Consider the following 22,454-nt stretch of genomic DNA (forward strand, 5'->3'; position numbering starts at 1 on the left):
GTGAGAATCGACAGCATGTACAAACTCGAAGTCCAAGACCTGCACAAGCGCTACGGCAGCCATGAAGTGCTCAAGGGCGTGTCCCTGGCGGCCAAGGCTGGCGACGTCATCAGCATCATCGGCTCCAGTGGTTCGGGCAAGTCGACCTTCCTGCGCTGCATCAACCTGCTGGAGCAGCCGCACGCCGGCAAGATCCTGCTCAACAACGAAGAGCTCAAGCTGGTCGCCGGCAAGGACGGCGCGCTGAAGGCCTCCGACCCGCGCCAGCTGCAGCGCATGCGCTCGCGCCTGTCGATGGTGTTCCAGCACTTCAACCTGTGGTCGCACATGACGGCGCTGGAGAACGTGATCGAGGCTCCGGTACACGTGCTGGGCATGAACAAGAAAGAAGCCCTTGAAAAGGCCGAGCACTACCTGGCAAAGGTGGGGGTCGCCCACCGTAAAGACGCCTTCCCCGGGCATATGTCGGGTGGCGAGCAACAGCGTGTGGCAATTGCCCGGGCCCTCGCCGTGGAGCCAGAGGTTATGCTGTTCGACGAGCCGACTTCGGCGCTCGACCCGGAGCTGGTGGGCGATGTGCTCAAGGTCATGCAGGCGCTGGCTCAGGAAGGCCGGACCATGGTGGTGGTGACCCACGAAATGGGCTTTGCCCGCGAGGTCTCCAACCAGCTGGTGTTCCTGCACAAAGGCCTGGTGGAAGAGGCGGGCTGCCCACGCGAAGTATTGGCTAACCCGCAGTCGGAGCGCCTGAAGCAGTTCCTCTCCGGCAGCCTGAAGTAAAAGCTGCATTTTTGCACCAGAATAGGGCATGCTGCGCTGCGAGCACAGCCTGACCCGGCGCACAGACTCGAACGACCTCAGGTTTCGGACCGCACCCTATGACCACCCAGCGAATCGGTTTTCTCATCTGGCCCAGCACCAGGCCATTGACCCTGGCGCTGGCCGAGGAAGTGTTGCAGGTGGCGCAGCGGGTGCATCCGGATGTGGTCTACGAGCTGGCCTTCCTGCAGGCGGAGTCCGCGCCAGAGGGGGAGTGGCGCCTGCCGGGCGAGCCGTGGGCCGGCCGCCTGGAGGGTTGCCACAAACTGTTCCTGCTCGCTGACGAGCCGCCTGCGGCGGTAGGGGCTGCCTTGTCGACTGCGCTCAAGCAACTGGCGCGCAGTGGCTGCATGGTCGGTGGCCTGGCTGCCGGGGTTTATCCGCTGGCGATGCTGGGCCTGCTCGACGGTTACCGGGCTGCGGTGCACTGGCGCTGGCAGGACGATTTTGCCGAACGCTTCCCCAAGGTCATTGCCACCAGTCACTTGTTCGACTGGGACCGTGATCGCCTGACTGCCTGTGGCGGCATCGCCGTGGCCGACCTGTTGCTGGCAGTGCTGGCCCGTGATCACGGGGCGGAACTGGCGGGGGCAGTGTCGGAGGAGCTGGTGGTGGAGCGCATCCGCGAGGGTGGCGAGCGTCAGCGCATTCCGCTGCAGAACCGCCTGGGTTCTAGCCATCCCAAACTGACCCAGGCGGTGCTGTTGATGGAAGCCAACATCGAAGAGCCGCTGACCACTGACGAGATTGCCCAGCATGTGTGCGTGTCGCGTCGGCAGCTGGAGCGCATCTTCAAGCAGTACCTGAACCGCGTGCCGAGCCAGTACTACCTGGAGCTGCGGCTGAACAAGGCGCGCCAGATGCTGATGCAGACCAGCAAGTCGATCATCCAGATCGGCTTGTCCTGTGGCTTCTCCTCGGGGCCGCATTTTTCCAGTGCCTATCGCAACTTCTTTGGCGCCACGCCGCGGGAAGACCGGAATCAGCGGCGTAGCAGCAGCCCGTTCGAGCTGAGCTCGGCGCCTGCCGAAAAGGGCTGACATGATGCGTGGGGCCTGGGGTGTATGCCTTGGGGGTGATGGTGGGGCGGAAATCGAGCGCCGCCCGCGCGGCGCTTCGCAGCACAAGGCTGCTCCTACATCTGTTTCCGGCCAGTCACGCCTGCACCAACGCACGCGACCGCTTTGTTTGCCTGACGCGATATCGAGCCATGCACCAAAGCGTTCGCGCGCAATACCCACAGGAATAATTGGCCCGAAACAGATGTAGGAGCAGCCTTGTGCTGCGAAGCGCCGCGCGGGCGGCGCTCGATCTCACAGGCAACACATCAACATCGCCGAACATCCCCGTCACCCACAAACCTATGTGAACACCCGTTCACCCAGCATCCTCTCTCCCGTACACTGCGCTATTGCGACAGTGTTTGTCGCATTGCCGAAAGCCTTGTCAAAACTGGGTTTTGCGCTGTAACAAGTTGTCGCTTGGCCGCAAGGACAGGCGCGGATCAGTCCTTACAATCCCCCCATCGCTCGCCCACTTCCAGGCCAGCGTTCCTCTTCAGGAGACTCAGATGTCCGTTGAGCAAGCCCCGGTGCAACGTGCCGATTTCGACCAGGTCATGGTCCCCAACTATTCTCCGGCGGCCTTCATTCCTGTGCGAGGCGAGGGTTCGCGTGTGTGGGACCAGTCGGGTCGCGAGTTGATCGACTTTGCCGGTGGCATCGCGGTAAACGCCCTGGGCCACTGCCATCCGGCGCTGGTCAAGGCCCTGACCGACCAGGCCAACACCCTCTGGCACGTATCCAACGTCTTCACCAACGAGCCGGCCCTGCGCCTGGCCCACAAGCTGGTGGACGCCACCTTTGCCGATCGGGCGTTCTTCTGCAACTCCGGCGCCGAGGCCAACGAGGCCGCGTTCAAGCTGGCCCGTCGCGTCGCCCATGACCGCTTTGGCCCGGAAAAGCACGAAATCATCGCCACCGTGAACAGCTTCCACGGCCGTACCCTGTTCACCGTCAGCGTCGGTGGCCAGCCGAAGTACTCCGACGGTTTCGGCCCGAAGATCACCGGCATCAGCCACGTGCCGTACAACGACCTGGAAGCACTGAAAGCCCAGATTTCCGACAAGACCTGCGCCGTGGTGATTGAACCGATCCAGGGCGAAAGCGGCGTGGTACCGGCCGACCTGGCCTACCTGGAAGGCGCACGCAAGCTGTGCGACGAGCACAACGCCCTGCTGATCTTCGACGAAGTGCAGACCGGCGTGGGCCGTACCGGTTCGCTGTATGCCTACCAGCACTACGGCGTGACGCCCGACATCCTGACCAGTGCCAAGAGCCTGGGCGGTGGCTTCCCTATCGGCGCCATGCTGACCACCACCGAACTAGCCAAGCACCTGGCCGTCGGCACCCACGGCACCACTTACGGCGGCAACCCGCTGGGCTGCGCGGTCGCCTGCGCGGTGCTGGATGTGGTCAATACCCCTGAAACCCTGGCCGGCATCAAGGCCAAGCACGCACGTTTCAAGGCCCGCCTGGAACAGATCGGCCAGAAGTACAGCCTGTTCTCCCAGGTGCGTGGTGTCGGCCTGCTGCTCGGCTGCGTATTGACCGAGGCCTGGCAGGGCAAGGCCAAGGACGTGCTCAACGCCGCCGAGAAAGAAGGCGTGATGGTGTTGCAGGCCGGCCCGGACGTGGTGCGTTTTGCGCCAAGCCTGGTGGTTGAAGACGCCGACATCGACGAAGGCCTGGACCGCTTCGAGCGCGCCGTGGCCACCCTGACCAAAGGCTGATTCGCCTGCGGTCCCGTCGCCGGCCCGCGCCCCTGGCGGGCCTGGCCGGCGATACCCGATTCCACTGCAGGTGCCCGTGTACCTGCCGTTTTTCCGTGCCGCCGTGAGCGGCCCGTATTCCAAAGGAGTGACACCATGCTGGTGATGCGCCCCGCGCAAATGGCTGATCTGAACGAAGTGCAGCGCATGGCTGCAGACAGCCCCATTGGTGTCACCTCGCTGCCGGACGACGCTGCTCGCCTGGGCGACAAGATCGCCGCTTCCGAGACTTCCTTCGCCGCCGAGGTCAGCTTCAACGGCGAGGAAAGCTACTTTTTTGTGCTCGAAGACAGCGAGACCGGCAAGCTGGCCGGCTGCTCGGCGATTGTCGCTTCGGCTGGGTATTCCGAGCCTTTCTATAGTTTTCGCAACGAGACCTTCGTGCACGCCTCGCGCGAGCTGAAGATCCACAACAAGATCCACGTGCTGTCGTTGTGTCATGACCTGACCGGCAACAGCCTGCTGACCAGCTTCTATGTATTGCCGGAGCTGGTGAACAGTGGCTGGGCCGAGCTCAATTCGCGCGGTCGCCTGCTGTTCATGGCGGCGCACCCGGAGCGTTTCGCCGACTCGGTAGTGACCGAAATCGTCGGCTACAGCGACGAGAATGGTGAATCGCCGTTCTGGGATGCCATCGGCCGCAATTTCTTCGACCTCAACTACTCCGACGCCGAGCGCCTGTGTGGCCTGAAGAGCCGTACCTTCCTCGCTGAACTGATGCCGCACTACCCGATCTACGTGCCGCTGCTGCCCGATGAGGCGCAGGAAGCCATGGGCCAGGTGCACCCGCGCGCGCAGATCACCTTCGACATCCTCATGCGCGAAGGCTTTGAAACCGAGCACTACATCGACATCTTCGACGGTGGCCCGACCCTGCATGCGCGCACCTCGGGTATTCGCTCGATTGCCCAGAGCCGGTCGGCGCCGGTGAAAATCGAGGACGCCCCGGGCAAGGGCGGGCGCCCGTACCTGGTGTGCAATAGCCAGTTGCAGGATTACCGCGCGGTGCTGCTGGACCTCGACTGGGTGCCCGGCAAACCGGTGTGCCTGAGCGTGGCTGCGGCCGACGCGCTGGGTGTGGGCGAGGGTGGCAGCGTGCGCCTGGTCGCGGTCTGAGGTCTGGTAACAGACGTTTCGGGATTGATGCGTTAGAAGAGTTTTGCGCCGGCCAACGCCGCCGCACAAGGAGATAGCATGATCGTTCGTCCTGTACGCAGCAGCGATTTGCCTGCGTTGATCGAATTGGCACGCAGCACCGGCACCACCGGGCTGACCACGCTGCCGGCCAACGAAGAACGCCTGGGGCATCGCGTTGGCTGGGCGGAAAAGAGCTTCCGTGGCGAAGCCGAGCGTGGCGACACCGACTACCTGTTCGTGCTGGAAAACGACGAAGGCCTGGTGGTCGGCATCAGTGCCATCGCCGGTGCCGTCGGCCTGCGCGAGCCTTGGTACAACTATCGGGTCGGCCTCACCGTCAGCGCCTCGCAGGAGCTGAAGATCTATCGCGAAATCCCCACACTTTTCCTTGCCAACGACCTGACCGGCAACTCCGAGCTGTGCTCGCTGTTCCTGCGCAGCGATCACCGCTCCGGGCTCAATGGCCGCCTGCTGTCGCGTGCGCGGATGCTGTTCATTGCCGAGTTCCCGGAGCTGTTTGGCAAGAAGATCATTGCCGAAATGCGCGGCATGTCCGACGAGCAGGGGCGTTCGCCTTTCTGGGAAAGCCTTGGCCGGCATTTTTTCAAGATGGAGTTCAGCCAGGCGGATTACCTGACCGGTGTTGGCAACAAGTCGTTCATCGCCGAACTGATGCCCAAGTTCCCGCTGTACACCTGCTTCCTGTCCGAGGCGGCGCGCGACGTGATCGGCCGCGTGCACGTCGACACCGAGCCGGCGCTGGCCATGCTCAAGCAGGAAGGCTTCAACTACCAGGGCTATGTCGACATCTTCGACGCAGGCCCGGCCATCGAGTGTGATACCGCCAAGATCCGCGCGGTGCGCGAGAGCCAGACGCTGGTGCTGGCGGTGGGCACGCCGGGCGACGACGCCACCCCTTACATCATCCACAACCGCAAACGCGACGATTGCCGCATCACTGCCGCGCCTGCGCGGCTGGCCGCCGGTACCCTGGTGGTCGACCCGTTGACCGCCAAGCGCCTGCGCATGGGCGCCGGCGACAATGTGCGTGCCGTACCGTTGTCGGCCAGCCGGGAGGCCCAGTAAATGACCACACATTACATCGCAGGCAACTGGCTGGCGGGGCAGGGCGAACCCCTGCAGTCGCTGAACCCGGTGACCCAGGCTGTCATCTGGCAAGGGCAGGGCGCTGACGCCAGCCAGGTGGACGCCGCCGTGCAGGCAGCGCGCCAGACCTTTCCGGCGTGGGCGCAACTGAGCCTGGAAGCGCGCATCGATGTGCTGGAGAAGTTTGCCGAGCAGCTGAAAACGCATGCCGAAGCCTTGGCCCAGTGCATCGGTGAGGAAACCGGCAAGCCGCTGTGGGAATCGGCAACCGAAGTCACCAGCATGATCAACAAGGTGGCGATCTCGGTACAAAGCTACCGCGAGCGCACCGGGGAAAAGAGCGGCCCGCTGGCCGACGCCACGGCCGTGCTGCGGCACAAGCCCCATGGCGTGGTGGCGGTGTTCGGCCCCTACAACTTCCCCGGTCATCTGCCCAATGGCCATATCGTGCCGGCGCTGTTGGCGGGTAACTGCGTGGTGTTCAAGCCCAGCGAGCTGACGCCCAAAGTCGCCGAACTGACCGTCAACTGCTGGATCGCCGCCGGCCTGCCAGCGGGTGTGCTGAGCCTGGTGCAGGGCGCGCGTGAAACCGGTGTGGCGCTGGCCGCCAACCCGGGGATCGATGGCCTGTTCTTCACTGGCTCCAGCCGCACCGGCAACTTGCTGCACCAGCAGTTCGCCGGCCGCCCGGACAAGATCCTGGCCCTGGAAATGGGCGGCAACAACCCGCTCGTGGTAGACGAGGTCAAAGACCTGGACGCCGCGGTGTACACCATTATCCAGTCGGCGTTCATTTCTGCCGGCCAGCGTTGCACCTGCGCGCGTCGCCTGCTGGTGCCGCAGGGCGCCTGGGGCGATGCGCTGATCGCGCGCCTGGTCGAGGTGTGCAAGACCATCACGGTGGGTGCGTTCGATCAACAGCCAGCGCCGTTCATGGGCTCGGTGATTTCGCTGCAGGCGGCGCGGGCGCTGATTGCCGCCCAGGTCGAACTGGCCGCCAAAGGTGGCGTGAAGCTGCTGGAAATGACCCAGCCGCAGGCCGATGCCGCGCTACTGACCCCGGGTATTGTCGATGTCACAGGCGTGGCCGAGCGCCCGGACGAAGAGTTCTTCGGCCCGCTGCTGCAGGTGATTCGTTATGCCGACTTCGATGCCGCCATCGATGAAGCCAACAACACCCAGTACGGTCTGGCCGCCGGCTTGCTCTCAGACTCGCGTGCCCGCTACCAGTACTTCTGGTTGCGCAGCCGCGCGGGCATCGTCAACTGGAACAAGCAACTGACCGGCGCTGCCAGCAGCGCGCCGTTCGGTGGCGTGGGTGCCAGTGGCAACCATCGCGCCAGTGCCTATTACGCGGCTGACTACTGCGCTTATCCCGTGGCTTCGCTGGAGACTGCCAGCCTTGCCTTGCCGGCCACCCTGACGCCGGGCGTCACCCTATAACAACAGGTCACGGAGCCTAGCCGATGAAATCCTATGAAGTGAATTTTGATGGCCTGGTGGGGCCTACCCACAACTATGGCGGCCTGTCTTACGGCAACGTGGCTTCGCAGAGCAACAGCCAGCAGGGTTCCAACCCGCGCGAAGCCGCGCGCCAGGGGCTGGCGAAAATGAAAGCGCTGGCCGACATGGGCTTCAAGCAAGGCGTGCTGGCGCCGCAGGAGCGCCCGGATGTGGCCGCGCTGCGCCGCCTGGGCTTTAGCGGCAGCGATGCCGAGGTCATCCAGCGTGCTGCGAAAGAAGCCATGCCGTTGCTGGTGGCCAGTTGCTCGGCGTCGAGCATGTGGGTGGCCAATGCGGCCACGGTCAGCCCCAGTGCCGACACGGCGGATGGCCGCGTGCACTTCACCGCCGCCAACCTGAACTGCAAGTACCACCGCAGCATCGAGCATCCGACCACCAGCCGTGTGCTGGGCGCCATGTTCAACAACGAGAAACACTTTGCCCACCACGAAGCTTTGCCGGCCGTGGCACAGTTCGGTGACGAGGGCGCGGCCAACCACACGCGTTTCTGCCGTGCCTATGGCGACGCGGGTGTGGAGTTTTTCGTGTATGGCCGCAGTGCCTTCGACAGCCGTTACCCGGCGCCGCAGAAGTACCCGGCCCGGCAAACCCTGGAGGCCTCGCAGGCCGTCGCCCGGCTGCATGGGCTGAGCGATGGCGGCGTGGTCTACGCTCAACAGAACCCTGCGGTGATCGACCAGGGCGTGTTCCACAACGATGTGATTTCGGTGGGCAACGGCGAGGTGCTGTTCTACCACGAGGACGCCTTCCTCGAGACCGACGCGGTGCTTGGCCAGCTGCGAGCTAAACTGGCCAGCAAGGGTGGCAACTTCCAGGCCATCTGTGTGCCACGGGCGGCGGTGGCGGTAGAGGATGCCGTGCGCTCCTACCTGTTCAACAGCCAGCTGCTCAGCCGCGATGACGGCTCCATGCTGCTGGTGGTGCCGGAAGAGTGCCGCAACAATGAGCGGGTCTGGGCCTACCTGGGCCAGCTGACCAGCCAGGGTGGCCCGGTGAAGGAGGTCAAGGTATTCGACCTCAAGCAAAGCATGCAGAACGGCGGCGGCCCGGCTTGCCTGCGTTTGCGTGTGGCGTTGAAGGAATCGGAACTGGCGGCGGTCAACCAAGGCGTTATCATGACCGCCCCGCTGTACGACACCCTGGTGCAGTGGGTCGACAAGCATTACCGCGATCGCCTGGGCGAAGCGGACCTGGCCGACCCGCAGCTGCTGGTGGAATGCCGTACGGCACTGGACGAATTGACCCAGATTCTGAAGTTGGGCTCGGTATATCCGTTCCAACGCCAACCTTGAAGAGAGACTTTGCAATGACCGACGCCCTGCGCCTGATCCTCGAAGATGAAGACGGCACCCAGCTGGAAACCTCCTGCACCCGCTTTGCCGTGGTCTGGCAAGGCAAGGAAGTGTGGATTCAGCAGGACGGCCGTGGCCAGCTGCTGATCGGTGTGGATGTCGACGAAGACGATACCGAATACGCCAACCTGCTGCTGCGCCCGATGGCCACCAACCTGGTCAGCCTGCAACTGGAAATGGAGCCGGCCGAAGTTGGCGAAGACGACGATCACGTCCATGGCCCCGACTGCGGCCACCACCACTAAGGAAGCCCCTATGCTCGCCCTTGGCAAATTGCTTGAGCTGACCCTCACCGATCACGAACCGGCCGAGAAGACCCAAGTGACACCCAAGGGCGCGCGTTTGCGCTGGCTGGGGGAGGGCGCGCTCGAAGTACGCCCCGCCGAAAGCGAGGATTGCGGGCTGGACTTGCTGTTGTCTGCTGGCATTCATGGCAACGAAACGGCGCCGATCGAATTGCTCGAACGGCTGCTGCACGGCGTGGCCAACGGCAAGATCAAACCCAAGGCACGGCTGCTGTTCCTGTTCGGCAACCCGGCGGCGATCCGCAAGGGCGAGCGCTTCATCGAGCAGGACATCAACCGGCTGTTCAACGGGCGCCATGAGCTTTCCAGTGGTTTCGAGGCCTTGCGTGCCGCCGAGCTGGAACAGTTCGCCCGGGTGTTCTTCAGCAAGCCGGGACGTAGCCGCCTGCATTACGACCTGCATACCGCCATCCGCGGTTCGAAGATCGAGCAATTCGCCTTGTACCCTTATAAAGAGGGGCGCAAGCACTCCCGTCGCGAACTGGCGCGCCTGGCGGCAGCCGGCATGGAGGCGGTGCTGCTGCAAAGCAAATCCTCCATCACCTTCAGTGCCTTTACCTACGAACAGCTGGATGCCGAAGCTTTCACCCTGGAGCTGGGCAAGGCCCGCCCGTTTGGCCAGAACGAGCAGGTCAACCTCGACCGGCTGGAAGAACGCCTGATCCAGATCATCGAAGGCACCGAACCAGAGGGTGAAGGCTCGCTGGATGGCCTGCAACTGTTCAGCGTTTCTCGCGAGATCATCAAGCACAGCGACAGCTTCCACCTGCACCTGCCGGCGGACATCGAGAACTTCTCGGAGCTGAGCAAGGGTTACCTGCTGGCCGAAGACCTGGCCGAGACACGCTGGGTGGTAGAGGAGGAGGGGGCGCGTATCATCTTCCCCAACCCCAAGGTCAGGAACGGCTTGCGGGCGGGCATCCTGATCGTGCCGGATTCGGGGCAGCGGCTGGTCTGAGACCAGGTCGCCCGCTTCGCGGTTTCGGATCCCATTCATGATGAAAACCTTTTAATTCACCGCCTGTTCCATTTTCCCTCCCCATCAGCGGTAATTGGCTTGCCAGTGGCGAAAGACAGGATTTAGCATCCGGTCATGTCATTTTCGTTTGCATAGCCCGAAAAACCGTCCAATCGATGGTTTCTATCGTATAAACACACTGCATCGAGATTGCAGGACCGATATAATGCGGCCCTTTGCCGTCGTTTCGTCGACGCGTTTGCCCAACAGGGCCGCCGTTTCCGTGGAAGAACCTATGAAAAGCGCAGAAATCCGTGAAGCCTTCCTTCGCTTCTTCGAAGAGCAGGGACATACCCGAGTCGCCTCCAGTTCGTTGATCCCGAACAACGACCCGACCCTGCTGTTCACCAATGCCGGCATGAACCAGTTCAAGGACTGCTTCCTCGGCGCGGAGAAGCGTGCCTACACCCGTGCTGTAAGTAGCCAGAAGTGCGTGCGCGCCGGTGGTAAGCATAACGACCTGGAAAACGTCGGTTACACCGCGCGTCACCATACGTTCTTCGAAATGCTGGGCAACTTCAGCTTCGGCGACTATTTCAAGCGCGACGCCATCACCTTCGCCTGGACCTTCCTGACGTCGGAGCAATGGCTGAACCTGCCAAAGGAAAAGCTTTGGGTCACCGTCTACGCCACTGACGACGAAGCCTACGACATCTGGACCAAGGAAGTCGGCGTGCCGGCCGAGCGCATGGTACGCATCGGCGACAACAAAGGCGCCCCATACGCCTCCGACAACTTCTGGACCATGGGTGACACCGGCCCGTGCGGCCCGTGCACCGAGATCTTCTACGACCACGGCGCGGACATCTGGGGCGGCCCACCCGGCTCGCCAGAAGAAGACGGCGACCGCTACATCGAGATCTGGAACAACGTCTTCATGCAGTTCAACCGCACCGCCGACGGCGTGCTGCACCCACTACCAGCGCCGTCGGTGGACACCGGCATGGGCCTGGAGCGCGTCAGCGCCGTGCTGCAGCACGTGCACTCGAACTACGAGATCGACCTGTTCCAGAACCTGCTGTCGGCTGCGGCCAAGGCCATCGGTTGCAGCAATGACGGCCAGGCGTCGCTGAAAGTGGTCGCCGACCATATTCGCTCGTGTGGCTTCCTGATCGCCGACGGTGTGCTGCCGTCCAACGAAGGCCGTGGTTATGTGCTGCGTCGCATCATTCGTCGTGCCTGCCGTCACGGCAACAAGCTGGGCGCCAAGGGCAGCTTCTTCTACCAGATCGTTGCCGCACTGGCCGCCGAAATGGGCGAAGCCTTCCCTGAGCTGAAGAGCCAGCAAGCGCACATCGAGCGCGTGCTGAAGGCTGAAGAAGAGCAGTTCGCCAAGACCCTGGAGCAAGGCCTGCGCATCCTCGAGCAGGACCTGGCCCAGCTGAAAGGCAACGTGGTACCGGGCGACGTGGTGTTCAAGCTGTATGACACCTACGGCTTCCCGATGGACCTGACTGCCGACATCGCCCGTGAGCGCGAGCTGACCATCGACGAAGCCGGCTTCGAGCGCGAGATGGACGCCCAGCGTGAGCGCGCGCGTTCCGCCAGCGCCTTCGGCATGGACTACAACAGCGTGGTCAAGGTCGACAGCGCTACCGAGTTCGTCGGCTACGACGCCACCGAAGGCCAGGGCAAGATCATCGCCCTGTACAAGGACGGCCAGGCCGTCGACCAGCTGGGTGAAGGCGAGCAGGGCGTGGTCGTGCTCGACCGCACGCCGTTCTACGCCGAATCCGGTGGCCAGGTGGGTGATACCGGCTTCCTGCAGGCCGGCGCTGCGCGCTTCGACGTGCGCGACACCACCAAGACTGGCGGTGCCTTCCTGCACCACGGCGTGGTCGCCAGCGGTGCGCTGGTAATCGGTTCGCCGGTCGAGGCCAAGGTCGATGCCGACGTGCAGCACGCTACTTCGCTGAACCACTCCGCCACCCACCTGCTGCACGAAGCGCTGCGCCAGGTGCTGGGCGAACACGTACAGCAGAAGGGCTCGCTGGTTGACAGCCAGCGCCTGCGTTTCGACTTCAGCCACTTCGAGGCGCTGAAGCCGGAGCAGATCAAGGCCCTGGAAGACATCGTCAACCGCGAAGTGCGCAAAAACACCCCGGTGACAACCGAACTGACCGACATCGAAACCGCCAAGGCCAAAGGTGCCATGGCGCTGTTCGGCGAGAAGTACGGCGACACCGTGCGTGTGCTGAGCATGGGTGGTGATTTCTCGGTAGAGCTGTGCGGCGGTATCCACGCCAAGCGCACCGGTGATATCAGCCTGTTCAAGATCATCAGCGAAGGCGGCGTGGCCTCTGGTGTACGCCGTATCGAAGCAGTTACCGGCGCCGCTGCGTTGGCCTACCTGAACGCTGCCGAAGAGCAGGTCAAGGAAGCCGCGCAACTGGTCAAGGGTAACCGCGACAACCTGATCGACAAGCTGTCGGCTGTGCTGGAGCGCAACCGTCAGCTGGAGAAGCAGCTGGAACAGCTGCAGGCCAAAGCCGCCAGCGCCGCCGGGGACGATCTCTCCAACGCGGCTGTTGAGGTCAAGGGTGCCAAGGTCCTCGCCGCCCGCCTGGATGGGCAGGACGGCAAGGCCTTGCTGGCCCTGGTCGATCAGTTGAAGAACAAGCTCGGCCACGCAGTGATCCTGCTGGGCAGCGAGCATGAGGGCAAGGTTGTGCTGGTGGCCGGCGTGACCAAAGACCTCTCCAGCCAACTCAAGGCTGGCGATCTGATGAAACAAGCCGCTGCGGCGGTGGGTGGCAAGGGCGGTGGCCGTCCGGACATGGCCCAGGGTGGTGGCGTCGACGTCGCTGCACTGGACCAGGCCCTGGCGCTGGCCGTGCCATTCGCAGAGCAGGGACTTTGAGATGAAGGGGCCGGCGGTCTAGTCGCCGGCCTCTTCATGTTGGATTGTTTTTTGGGGCCCTGTATGGGCTGAGGCACCATTGAAATGGCGTTGATCGTACAGAAATTTGGCGGCACCTCTGTCGGTTCCATCGAGCGGATCGAGCAGGTAGCCGAAAAGGTCAAGAAACACCGTGAAGCGGGCGACGACCTGGTGGTTGTGCTGTCGGCCATGAGCGGTGAAACCAATCGCCTGATCGACCTGGCCAAGCAGATCACCGATCAACCGGTTCCGCGTGAACTGGACGTGATCGTGTCGACCGGTGAGCAGGTCACCATTGCCCTGCTGACCATGGCCTTGATCAAGCGTGGTGTGCCAGCGGTGTCCTACACCGGCAACCAGGTGCGCATCCTCACCGACAGCTCGCACAACAAGGCGCGCATCCTGCAGATCGACGACCAGAAGATTCGTGCCGACCTGAAGGAAGGCCGCGTGGTCGTGGTAGCAGGCTTCCAGGGTGTCGACGAGCACGGCAGCATCACCACCCTGGGCCGTGGCGGCTCCGACACCACTGGCGTGGCCCTGGCGGCGGCGCTGAAGGCTGACGAGTGCCAGATCTACACCGACGTCGATGGCGTCTACACCACCGACCCGCGCGTTGTGCCACAGGCCCGCCGCCTGGAGAAGATTACCTTCGAAGAGATGCTGGAAATGGCCAGCCTTGGTTCCAAGGTGCTGCAGATCCGTTCGGTGGAGTTCGCCGGCAAGTACAACGTTCCGCTGCGCGTGCTGCACAGCTTCAAGGAGGGTCCGGGTACCCTCATTACCATTGATGAAGAGGAATCCATGGAACAGCCGATCATTTCCGGTATCGCCTTCAACCGTGATGAAGCCAAGCTGACCATTCGCGGCGTGCCGGACACCCCGGGCGTGGCCTTCAAGATCCTCGGCCCGATCAGCGCTTCGAACATCGAAGTCGACATGATCGTGCAGAACGTTGCTCACGATAACACCACCGACTTCACCTTCACCGTACACCGCAACGAGTACGAGAGCGCGAAAAACGTGCTTGAAAACACTGCCCGCGAAATCGGTGCCCGTGAAGTGATCGGCGACACCAAGATCGCCAAGGTCTCGATCGTTGGCGTCGGCATGCGTTCGCACGCCGGTGTTGCCAGCCGCATGTTCGAAGCCCTGGCCAAGGAGAGCATCAACATCCAGATGATCTCCACCTCCGAGATCAAGGTTTCGGTCGTGATCGAAGAGAAGTACCTGGAGCTGGCCGTGCGCGCGCTGCACACCGCGTTCGAGCTCGACGCACCTGTACGACAGGGCGAGTAAGGCGCTGCCAGGAAGGGCGCGGCTTGCCGCGCCCTTCGCGTTTCTGCTCGCCACGCAGGCTTTGTCCTGCCCTGTGCGGCGAGTAACCGGAGCCTGGTCGTCGTCTACGATCAGGCCCTGATACCAAAGACTGTTACCCCTGAATGTTTGCGTAAGGAGAAAGCTATGTTGATTCTGACTCGTCGGTGCGCCGAGAGCCTGATCATTGGGGACGGCGAGATCACCGTGACGGTGCTTGGCGTCAAAGGCAACCAGGTGCGTATTGGCGTCAGCGCCCCTAAAGAAGTGGCCGTTCACCGCGAGGAAATCTACCTGCGGATCAAGAAAGAGAAGGATGAAGAGCCAAGCCTTTAATTTTTTTGAAGTTTTTTTCAAAAAAAGGGTTGCAAAGGTGAAAGAGGTTCTTTAATATTCGCCTCGTGTTGCGGTGAGGTGGCCGAGTGGCCGAAGGCGCTCCCCTGCTAAGGGAGTATACCTCATAAGGGTATCGGGGGTTCGAATCCCCCCTTCACCGCCATTATTTGCGTAGGGCGCTGTAAACGGTAAGAACGCTAAGTAGTTGATTTTAAACGAAAACGTTCTTGCAAAAATGTTTCAGCGACCTATAATGCGCGGCAAGACACGGACTCATAGCTCAGCTGGATAGAGTACTCGGCTACGAACCGAGCGGTCGCAGGTTCGAATCCTGCTGAGTCCGCCACTTTTGAAGTGGCTTTGTTTGCAAGGCTGCTTCAATCAACCAGTGGTAACTGGTCTAAAACTACCAATCGCGGACTCATAGCTCAGCTGGATAGAGTACTCGGCTACGAACCGAGCGGTCGCAGGTTCGAATCCTGCTGAGTCCGCCACTTTCTTGAAGTGGCTCTGCTTGCACAGCTGCTTCAGTCAACCAGCGGTAACTGGTATAAAACTTCCAATCGCGGACTCATAGCTCAGCTGGATAGAGTACTCGGCTACGAACCGAGCGGTCGCAGGTTCGAATCCTGCTGAGTCCGCCACTTTCTTGAAGTGGCTCTGCTTGCACAGCTACTTCAGTCAACCAGTGGTAACCTGGTCTAAAACTACCACTACGGACTCATAGCTCAGCTGGATAGAGTACTCGGCTACGAACCGAGCGGTCGCAGGTTCGAATCCTGCTGAGTCCGCCATATCCCATCAAGAAGCCCGCTCAGTTGAGCGGGCTTTTTGTTTTTCTGCGCCACTGAATTGTTGGCCATGTCGATCTAAGCTCTTCTGTAATGTTTGTGGTGTAGCTTGAGGCCGCTGTGCGGGGCCAAATCCGATCAGGCACCGCAACAAACACATCCACGCCCACAACAAATGTGCTTTAAACGCCAGAGCCACCGTCGCACTGATAGCTTCAAGCGTTGTCCCACCTTTATCGCGCAAACGATTGTTCTGGCCAAAAATTTAAGCGATCTGACAGCTTTAGCAGTGTATGATTGCGCCCGTCAGCCCCGCCGGGGCTTGTGGAAAACCACCATGGACTTACCCAGTAGTTACTCGCTAACACGATTCATACAGAAAGATCTGACCGATTGATTCTCCCGGCGTGCTCCGCTGCTGGGAGTGGAGTTCGCCTATGACTGAAGTAGAAGTAAAAAAAGCGCAAGAAAGCCTGCAGGATCGCCTGGCCCAGGTGGTCGAACTGCTGCAACGCCAGCGTGTGGTCGAAGACCTGACGCACCGCCAGGAAGGCGCGCACAACGACCTGGTCGAAAACCTGGTCCACCGCCAGAATCTCGTCGAGCTGCAGCGCAAGCTCGATGATCTGCACCCCGCCGACATCGCCTATATCCTCGAAGCCTTGCCCCTGGAAGACCGCCTGACGGTCTGGCAGCTGGTGCGCTCGGATCGCGATGGCGACATCCTGCTGGAAGTTTCCGACTCGGTTCGTCAATCCTTGATCGCCGACATGGACGATCACGAGCTGCTGGCCGCCGCCAAGGAAATGGACGCCGACGAGCTGGCCGACCTGGCCCCTGAGCTGCCGCGCGACGTTGTTCACGAGCTGATGGAAACCCTCGATGCCCAGCAACGCGAGCGTGTTCGCTCGGCGCTGAGCTACGACGAGGAGCAGGTCGGTGCGCTGATGGACTTCGAGATGGTCACCATCCGCGAAGACGTCAGCCTGGAAGTGGTGCTGCGCTACCTGCGCCGCCTGAAAGAGCTGCCCAACCACACCGACAAACTGTTTGTAGTCGACTATGACGGCATCCTGAAAGGGGTATTGCCGATCAAGCGTCTGCTGGTCAACGACCCGGAGAAGAAGGTAGCGGAGGTCATGGCGACCGACCCGGTGTCCTTCCAGCCCGAGGAAGATGCCTATGATGCAGCACAAGCTTTCGAGCGTTATGACCTGGTATCGGCACCTGTAGTAGACAAAGGCGGCCGCCTGATCGGCCGTTTGACCATCGACGAAATGGTCGACCTGATCCGTGAGGAGAGTGAAAGCGAAGTCCTCAACATGGCGGGTCTGCGTGAAGAGGAAGATATCTTTGCCTCGGTCTGGCGCTCGTTCCGCAACCGTTGGGCATGGCTGGCGATCAACCTGATTACCGCGTTTCTCGCTTCCCGCGTTATCGGGCTGTTCGAAGGCTCGATCGAAAAGCTGGTGGCATTGGCGGCATTGATGCCGATCGTTGCGGGTATTGGCGGCAACTCGGGTAACCAGACCATCACCATGATCGTCCGCGCCATGGCGCTGGACCAGGTGTCGCCGGGCAATACCAGCCGCCTGATGCGCAAGGAGTTGGCGGTGTCGCTGATCAACGGCCTGGTGTGGGGTGGCGTTATTGGTGCGGTGGCTTTCTGGCTGTATGGCAGCTGGTCACTGGGTTTGGTGATGACCGCAGCGATGACCTTGAACCTGTTGCTGGCAGCGCTGATGGGCGTGCTCATCCCGATGACATTGGCCCGCCTGGGCCGCGACCCGGCGATGGGCGCGAGTGTGATGATCACTGCCGTGACCGACAGTGGCGGCTTCTTCATCTTCCTTGGCCTGGCTACGCTGTTCCTGCTGTAAACCGATCTTTCTCTGTGGGAGCGGGCATGCCCGCTCCCACAGTGGTCCTGCAAAGGTGTATGCCGTTGCGGTAGGCCAGCCACAAAAAAGCCAGCTTACGCTGGCTTTTTCATGTTCGCTGCAGGCCTCAGGAAGCGTCGGCCGCCATTTCCACATCGTGAGCGATGAGGGCCACCAAGGCGTTCTGCTGGCGGTGGGACAGTTGGCGGAAGCGTTGCAGCAACTCGCGCTCATGCAGGGACAGCTCAGGGCTGTCCAGGCGCATGCTCAGCTCGTCACCCAGCGCACCTTCCTGGATAAGGCTCTGTTCCAGGCGCGCGATGATTTCGGAGTTCATGCTGCGGTGATGGTTGCGCGCTACCTCGGCAATGCGCTCACGCATCCCGTCTGGCAGGCGGACGACAAATTTGTCAGCAGTGCGGCTCGAATAAATAGCCTGTTTCATTGGGCGCATATAAATTGACCAGATTTTGGTTCAGGGGAAGCGGTTCTCAAATTGGCCGCACGGGGTGGAAATACGACCGTGGCGACGACAAAATGTTCAACCGTCAGTAAAAATGGATGCTCATCTTGCCTTGGGGTCGCCGTTTCCTTGGCGTCAATTCTGTGACAAATAGTGAGCCGGATAAAGGCTTTATGCCAGTACCAATTATCAGAAATGAGCACTGGTTTGAAAAGTTTTACATGCTCCGGCTGGCCCAACCGTCAGACTTTTGCCGTCAAAAACTGGTAAAACGCAGCAAAAGACCAGGAAAACACCTAGAATGCGGCGGTTTCCCTTCATAGAGCATAGTGGCTATGCAACATGACGCAAGCGACCGTCGATCAGGGACAGGCCGGTTGATATTTCTGATAGGACCGTCGGGTTCAGGGAAAGATTCCCTGATCGACGCTTCACGTGAGCGGCTGGCGGCCGCCGGGGTAGATATTGCCCGTCGGGTCATTACCCGTTCGGCCGAAGCCAAGGGCGAAGCCGCTCATGGGGTCACGCCCGAGCAGTTCGAGACCCTGCGTGCGCAGGGCGCATTTGCCATGCACTGGCGCGCCAACGGCCTGGACTATGGTATTGCGCAGCAGGTGGACGAGTGGATGGCGGCGGGCAGGGCAGTGCTGGTGAATGGCTCGCGGGCCTACCTGGCCGAAGCGCGCCAGCGTTACCCGGACCTGCTGGCGGTACTGGTCGAGGTCAGGCCCGAAGTGCTGCGTCAGCGCTTGCTGGCCCGGGGCCGCGAAAACGCCGAGGAAATCGAGCAGCGCCTGGCTCGCAGCGCCCGTTTGCAGGCACCGCCCGATCCTTCAGTGCATGTCCTGGACAACTCGACAACCCTGGAGGCAGCGGTAGCAGCCCTGTTCGGGCTGCTTCGCGATGAAGGAGTTCTGCCACCGGTGTAGCAGTGCCAGAAAAGGATTACGCGAAAAAGCCCGGTAGGTGCATGACAAACGCCAGCATGCTGGTTAACATGCTGGCCGTCCCGCTGTGCAGCGCTTGCTGCCGGTCGTAGCGTCTCAGTAGCTCAATTGGATAGAGCATCCCCCTCCTAAGGGGAAGGTTGCAGGTTCAATTCCTGCCTGGGACGCCATTTCTTGTTTCTACCATTTTTGCCTCCGCCTCCTGCGCAGGCGCCGCCGTCCGTTGGCGCGTCAGGAAGTACCCCGCCACTACCAGCACCACCGTCAGTACCGTGAACCAGAACTGGAAACGCGACGCCGGTTCGAACGCCTGGGTGCCGATCACCGCCAGTAAGGCGAACAGTGCAACGATATTGGCGTACGGGAACAGCCAGGCGCGGAAGGCCTTGGGGTCGACCGCTTCGTGACGGGTTTTCCAGCGCATGGCCACGTGGGCGATGATGATGAAGATCCACACGACCATCACGAGGCTGCCGGTACTCTTGGCCAGCGTCATGAACAGGTCGCCGGCGCTGATAAAGTGCACGGTCAGGATCATCGTGCAGATCGACAGGCTCAGCAGCAGTGCATTGATTGGCACGCCCTTGGCGCTGGTGCGCGAGAACAGCTTGGGCGCGTGCCCGCGCTGGCTCAGCGAGAACAGCATGCGCGAGTTGGAGAACATGAACGAGTTCATCACCGACATGAACGAGACGAACAACACCAGTTTCATGGCCACCGCAGCACCACCGAACCCGGCCAGGCTGAACAGCGAAACATAGGGCGAGGCCAGGTTGGCCTTGTCGGTCCATGGCAGGCACAGGATCAGGATCGACACCGAGCCTACGTAGAACAGCATCACGCGCAGGATCACGCTCTTGATCGCGCGGATCACGTTCTGCCGCGGGTTCTCCGACTCACCTGCGGCCACGGCGGCGATTTCGCTGCCGCCCAGCGAGAAGATCACCACGATGACACCCGCCATTACCGGCGACAGGCCGTTGGGCATGAAGCCGTCGTGGGCGGTGAGGTTGACCAGGCCAGGCGACGGAATGTCGTGGTGCAGGCCGAGCAGGATCGAGATGCCCAGCAGCATGAAGATGAGGATGGTGGCGACCTTCATCGCCGCCAGCCAGTACTCCACTTCGGCAAACGAACGCACCGAGTAGGCGTTGCTGGCCATCAGTGTCACCAGCATCAGGAAGGCGCCTGCCCAGATCGGCAGCCAGGGTAGAAAGTCATGCAGGATGGCGCCTAGCAGCACTGCTTCGAGGGTGATGGTCATCATTGACTTGAACCAGTACAGCCAGCCGACTGCAAAACCTGCCCAGTCGCCGAGCCAGGTGTTGGCGTAGGTCGAGAATGACCCGGCATCCGGGTTGCGGCAGGCCATTTCGCCGAGCATGAACATGACCAGGGTGACCACCAGGCCACCGATGAAATACGACAGGATGGCCGCAGGCCCTGCCGATGCGATCAGTGAGCCTGAACCCATGAACAGGCCTGCGCCGATCACCCCGCCCAGCGCGATCATGGTGATGTGCCGCTGCTTGAGGCTTTGCTTCAAACCGTTGGATTGCATTTCCTTGTCCTCTCTTATTGTTGGAGGGATCCGACAACGTCCCCCAACGCAGGCATCGTCATGCGCCTGCGTCCACGCGTGGCAAATAGCTACCAGCCTGCCACCCTGGACAATAAGGCCAAGGACCTCAAACGAATTCTCTGCACAACATCCTGCCGATTTTTCCTAAGGCCGGTGATAGCGCCGGTAACGGTGCAGTTGAGGAAACCTGCACCATCTGAGCATCGACACCGCCGGACACCTTCAAAACGGTAAGGTTGGGGAGCCTTGGACGAACCGCAGCGCTACCTCATCGACCGCCGCCGCTCTTTCATACTGTGCCGGCCGCTTGTTGCTCTTCATCCAGTCCACCGTCCATCTTCGCGACCTGTTCTTGCGCTTTCTCCTCGATCTTGCGCTCGATGTCTTCTTTCATGCGCTGGGCGATCAATTCGTCGACCTTTGCTTTCACTTCTGGCGGCAGGGCGTCGTACTCTTCTTTGGTCAGGCCTATTTCAAGCAGCAATTTTTCCTTGATCATCTCGCCGGGTGACTTGGACATGAAGTCGTGAAATTCCTGCCGGGCAGTCTTGGGCGGCACTTGTTCTCCGATCACCTGGTCGGTAGTCGCAGAACCCAGGTTTTGCAGCATCACCTTGAATTTGGCAAAGGCTTCCTCACGAGCATCCTCAGCGTTTTGCTGAGCGGTATTGCCTTGCTGCTGTTGGGTTGCCGTGTTGGCGGTGGTTATTGGCGTGGGGGCTGGCGCAGTCTCGGCCACCGTCTGCTCATCGTTGGCGTGCGGAGGCTGCTGGAGCGTGGGCTGCCAGCTGACGCCGTTAGGGGCAATTATCATGTTTCCTCCTTGGAAATCTTGTGGGCAGGTACCAAGCGCAAAAACCATGCCAGCGCTGTGCCGGTCGAAATCAGGCCTTTGGCGCTATTTCGGTTGCGCGCTGGCGGGCATATGCTTGCCCGTCAAAGGCATGATCTTGCCGCCTGCGGCAATTACCACCACTGTCGGCAGCCCCTTGACCGGAGCGCAGTTGCTGGGCATCAGGGAGAGCGTCCATGAATCAGGAAACCAGGCCGGCCCCCGCCGGCTTCAGTGAACAGCAATTGCACACCTTGTTCGAGTTGATCAGCGATGGCATCTGGGACTGGAATGCCAATACCGGCTACGTCTATCGAAACCCGGGCTGGTACGCCATGCTCGGCTACGCCAGCCATTCAATGGCCAATTCGGTGCTCACCTGGGAAAGCGTGATCCATCCAGAGGACTACCCGCGGGTAATGGCGCATTTCGAGGCGTATATCAATCAGCGCAATGGGCGCTACCTCATCGAATACCGCTGTCGTTGCCAGGATGGCAGCTATCTGTGGATCGAAGACAGCGGCTACATAATTGCGCATAACCAGGACGGTTCGGTGGCGCGCATGCTCGGTGCGCACCGTAATATCGACGCCGGCAAACGCCGGGTGGCGCAACTGGAACAGAAGAACCAGTCGCTTGAGTGCCAGGTGGCCGAGCGCACGCGCGAGCTGTCCTGGGTGAACCAGCAGTTGCAGCGGCAACTGGACGAAAACCGCGAGTTGGCCGAGCGCGATGCATTGACCCGCATTGCCAACCGCTATCGGTTGGAAAAGGCCTTGCAGCTGGAGTGCGAACGGGCCCAGCGCTTCCGCCAGCCGTTGTCGCTGATCGCCATGGACATGGATGACTTCAAGCCGATCAACGACCGCTACGGCCATGCCCGTGGCGATGCGGCGCTGGTGCGGGTGGCCGAAAACCTGCATACCTGCCTGCGCGAGCTCGACTTGTTGGCGCGCTGGGGTGGCGATGAGTTCGTCATCGTGCTGCCGCAGACCACGCTGGGTGAGGCGCTGGATGTGACGGCGGGCTTGCGCCAGGTGATGGAGCAACTGGAGCCGGTGGGCGATTGCCGGCTGACCATGAGCTATGGCGTTGTGCAATGGCAGGAAGGGGAGGACCAGCATGCGCTGCTGGCGCGTGCCGACAAGGCGCTGTACCGGGCCAAGGCGGCCGGCAAGAATGCCATAGCCCAATAGCCTGGCGCGGTCCCTTGTAGGAGCGGCCTTGTGTCGCGATAGGGCTGCAAAGCAGCCCCAGCAATATCAGCTGTGGTGCAGAGATCCTGGGGCCGCTTCGCAGCCCTATCGCGACACAAGGCCGCTCCTACAAGGGA

At 61.5% G+C, this 22,454-nt stretch carries 18 protein-coding genes and 6 tRNA genes; 21 read left to right on the plus strand and 3 right to left on the minus strand.

What is annotated here, in order from left to right:
* The first annotated feature begins 15 nt into the window (after positions 1-15).
* The 18 genes from ABI582_RS18565 (at position 16) to mgtE (ending at position 17,297) form a co-directional block, all read left to right on the plus strand.
* Positions 16-780, plus strand: coding sequence for an ABC transporter ATP-binding protein (locus tag ABI582_RS18565; RefSeq protein ID WP_019472961.1), 765 nt, complete (start codon positions 16-18; stop codon positions 778-780).
* A 98-nt stretch (positions 781-878) separates the two neighbouring features.
* Entirely contained in the window at positions 879-1,859 is a 981-nt protein-coding gene (gene argR / locus ABI582_RS18570; protein ID WP_338744818.1) for a transcriptional regulator ArgR, read from the plus strand.
* Positions 1,860-2,389: 530 nt separating this feature from the next.
* Positions 2,390-3,610, plus strand: coding sequence for an aspartate aminotransferase family protein (locus ABI582_RS18575; protein WP_442119898.1), 1,221 nt, complete (start codon positions 2,390-2,392; stop codon positions 3,608-3,610).
* Between the two features lie 135 nt (positions 3,611-3,745).
* Positions 3,746-4,765, plus strand: a complete 1,020-nt coding sequence (gene aruF, locus ABI582_RS18580; protein WP_442119899.1) for an arginine/ornithine succinyltransferase subunit alpha — start codon at positions 3,746-3,748, stop codon at positions 4,763-4,765.
* Between the two features lie 78 nt (positions 4,766-4,843).
* Positions 4,844-5,872 (plus strand): arginine N-succinyltransferase, encoded by a 1,029-nt coding sequence (gene astA / locus ABI582_RS18585; protein WP_016498492.1) that lies wholly within the window; start codon positions 4,844-4,846, stop codon positions 5,870-5,872.
* Positions 5,873-7,336 carry a succinylglutamate-semialdehyde dehydrogenase gene (gene astD / locus ABI582_RS18590; RefSeq protein WP_442119900.1) on the plus strand — a complete coding sequence of 488 codons (1,464 nt, stop codon included), beginning with the start codon at positions 5,873-5,875 and terminating at the stop codon, positions 7,334-7,336.
* Positions 7,337-7,359: 23 nt separating this feature from the next.
* The gene (gene astB / locus ABI582_RS18595) at positions 7,360-8,709 is read left to right on the plus strand and encodes an N-succinylarginine dihydrolase (RefSeq protein WP_197898175.1); all 1,350 of its coding nucleotides are present in this window, start codon (positions 7,360-7,362) and stop codon (positions 8,707-8,709) included.
* 14 nt (positions 8,710-8,723) lie between these two features.
* Positions 8,724-9,014, plus strand: coding sequence for a hypothetical protein (locus ABI582_RS18600; RefSeq protein ID WP_016488488.1), 291 nt, complete (start codon positions 8,724-8,726; stop codon positions 9,012-9,014).
* A gap of 10 nt (positions 9,015-9,024) precedes the next feature.
* Positions 9,025-10,032, plus strand: a complete 1,008-nt coding sequence (astE, locus tag ABI582_RS18605; RefSeq protein ID WP_442119901.1) for a succinylglutamate desuccinylase — start codon at positions 9,025-9,027, stop codon at positions 10,030-10,032.
* A gap of 295 nt (positions 10,033-10,327) precedes the next feature.
* The gene (gene alaS / locus ABI582_RS18610) at positions 10,328-12,952 is read left to right on the plus strand and encodes an alanine--tRNA ligase (RefSeq protein ID WP_338744813.1); all 2,625 of its coding nucleotides are present in this window, start codon (positions 10,328-10,330) and stop codon (positions 12,950-12,952) included.
* Between the two features lie 84 nt (positions 12,953-13,036).
* On the plus strand, positions 13,037-14,272 hold the full coding sequence (locus tag ABI582_RS18615) for an aspartate kinase (RefSeq protein WP_016498499.1): 1,236 nt from the start codon (positions 13,037-13,039) through the stop codon (positions 14,270-14,272).
* 165 nt (positions 14,273-14,437) lie between these two features.
* A complete protein-coding gene (gene csrA / locus ABI582_RS18620; RefSeq protein ID WP_003254503.1) occupies positions 14,438-14,626 on the plus strand; it encodes a carbon storage regulator CsrA in 189 nt (62 codons plus the stop codon).
* Between the two features lie 72 nt (positions 14,627-14,698).
* Positions 14,699-14,789: transfer RNA gene (locus ABI582_RS18625), tRNA-Ser, on the plus strand.
* Positions 14,790-14,895: 106 nt separating this feature from the next.
* Positions 14,896-14,972: transfer RNA gene (locus ABI582_RS18630), tRNA-Arg, on the plus strand.
* Between the two features lie 71 nt (positions 14,973-15,043).
* Positions 15,044-15,120 (plus strand) — tRNA-Arg (locus tag ABI582_RS18635).
* 73 nt (positions 15,121-15,193) lie between these two features.
* Positions 15,194-15,270, plus strand: a tRNA-Arg gene (locus tag ABI582_RS18640).
* A 73-nt stretch (positions 15,271-15,343) separates the two neighbouring features.
* Positions 15,344-15,420, plus strand: a tRNA-Arg gene (locus ABI582_RS18645).
* Positions 15,421-15,854: 434 nt separating this feature from the next.
* Positions 15,855-17,297: a magnesium transporter gene (gene mgtE, locus ABI582_RS18650; protein WP_016498500.1), complete on the plus strand. Its 1,443-nt coding sequence runs from the start codon at positions 15,855-15,857 to the stop codon at positions 17,295-17,297.
* A gap of 127 nt (positions 17,298-17,424) precedes the next feature.
* On the opposite strand, the gene ABI582_RS18655 is transcribed toward mgtE, so the two are convergent.
* Positions 17,425-17,751 carry an Arc family DNA-binding protein gene (locus tag ABI582_RS18655; protein WP_003254499.1) on the minus strand — a complete coding sequence of 109 codons (327 nt, stop codon included), beginning with the start codon at positions 17,749-17,751 and terminating at the stop codon, positions 17,425-17,427.
* A 344-nt stretch (positions 17,752-18,095) separates the two neighbouring features.
* Here ABI582_RS18655 and phnN point away from each other — a divergent pair, with 344 nt between their 5' ends.
* Both phnN and ABI582_RS18665 read left to right on the plus strand, forming a co-directional pair.
* Entirely contained in the window at positions 18,096-18,689 is a 594-nt protein-coding gene (gene phnN / locus ABI582_RS18660) for a phosphonate metabolism protein/1,5-bisphosphokinase (PRPP-forming) PhnN (RefSeq protein WP_338744812.1), read from the plus strand.
* A 111-nt stretch (positions 18,690-18,800) separates the two neighbouring features.
* A tRNA-Arg gene (locus ABI582_RS18665) sits at positions 18,801-18,877 on the plus strand.
* Here ABI582_RS18665 and ABI582_RS18670 read toward each other — a convergent pair.
* A complete protein-coding gene (locus tag ABI582_RS18670; protein ID WP_338744811.1) occupies positions 18,856-20,268 on the minus strand; it encodes an amino acid permease in 1,413 nt (470 codons plus the stop codon). The genes ABI582_RS18665 and ABI582_RS18670 overlap by 22 nt on opposite strands.
* 310 nt (positions 20,269-20,578) lie before the next feature.
* Positions 20,579-21,103 carry a hypothetical protein gene (locus ABI582_RS18675; protein ID WP_338747525.1) on the minus strand — a complete coding sequence of 175 codons (525 nt, stop codon included), beginning with the start codon at positions 21,101-21,103 and terminating at the stop codon, positions 20,579-20,581.
* 215 nt (positions 21,104-21,318) lie between these two features.
* Here ABI582_RS18675 and ABI582_RS18680 point away from each other — a divergent pair, with 215 nt between their 5' ends.
* Positions 21,319-22,317: a sensor domain-containing diguanylate cyclase gene (locus ABI582_RS18680; protein WP_442119902.1), complete on the plus strand. Its 999-nt coding sequence runs from the start codon at positions 21,319-21,321 to the stop codon at positions 22,315-22,317.
* The last annotated feature ends 137 nt before the right edge of the window (positions 22,318-22,454 follow it).

The organism is Pseudomonas sp. SAS7 (genome assembly GCF_052112345.1).
GTDB lineage: Bacteria > Pseudomonadota > Gammaproteobacteria > Pseudomonadales > Pseudomonadaceae > Aquipseudomonas > Aquipseudomonas putida_Q.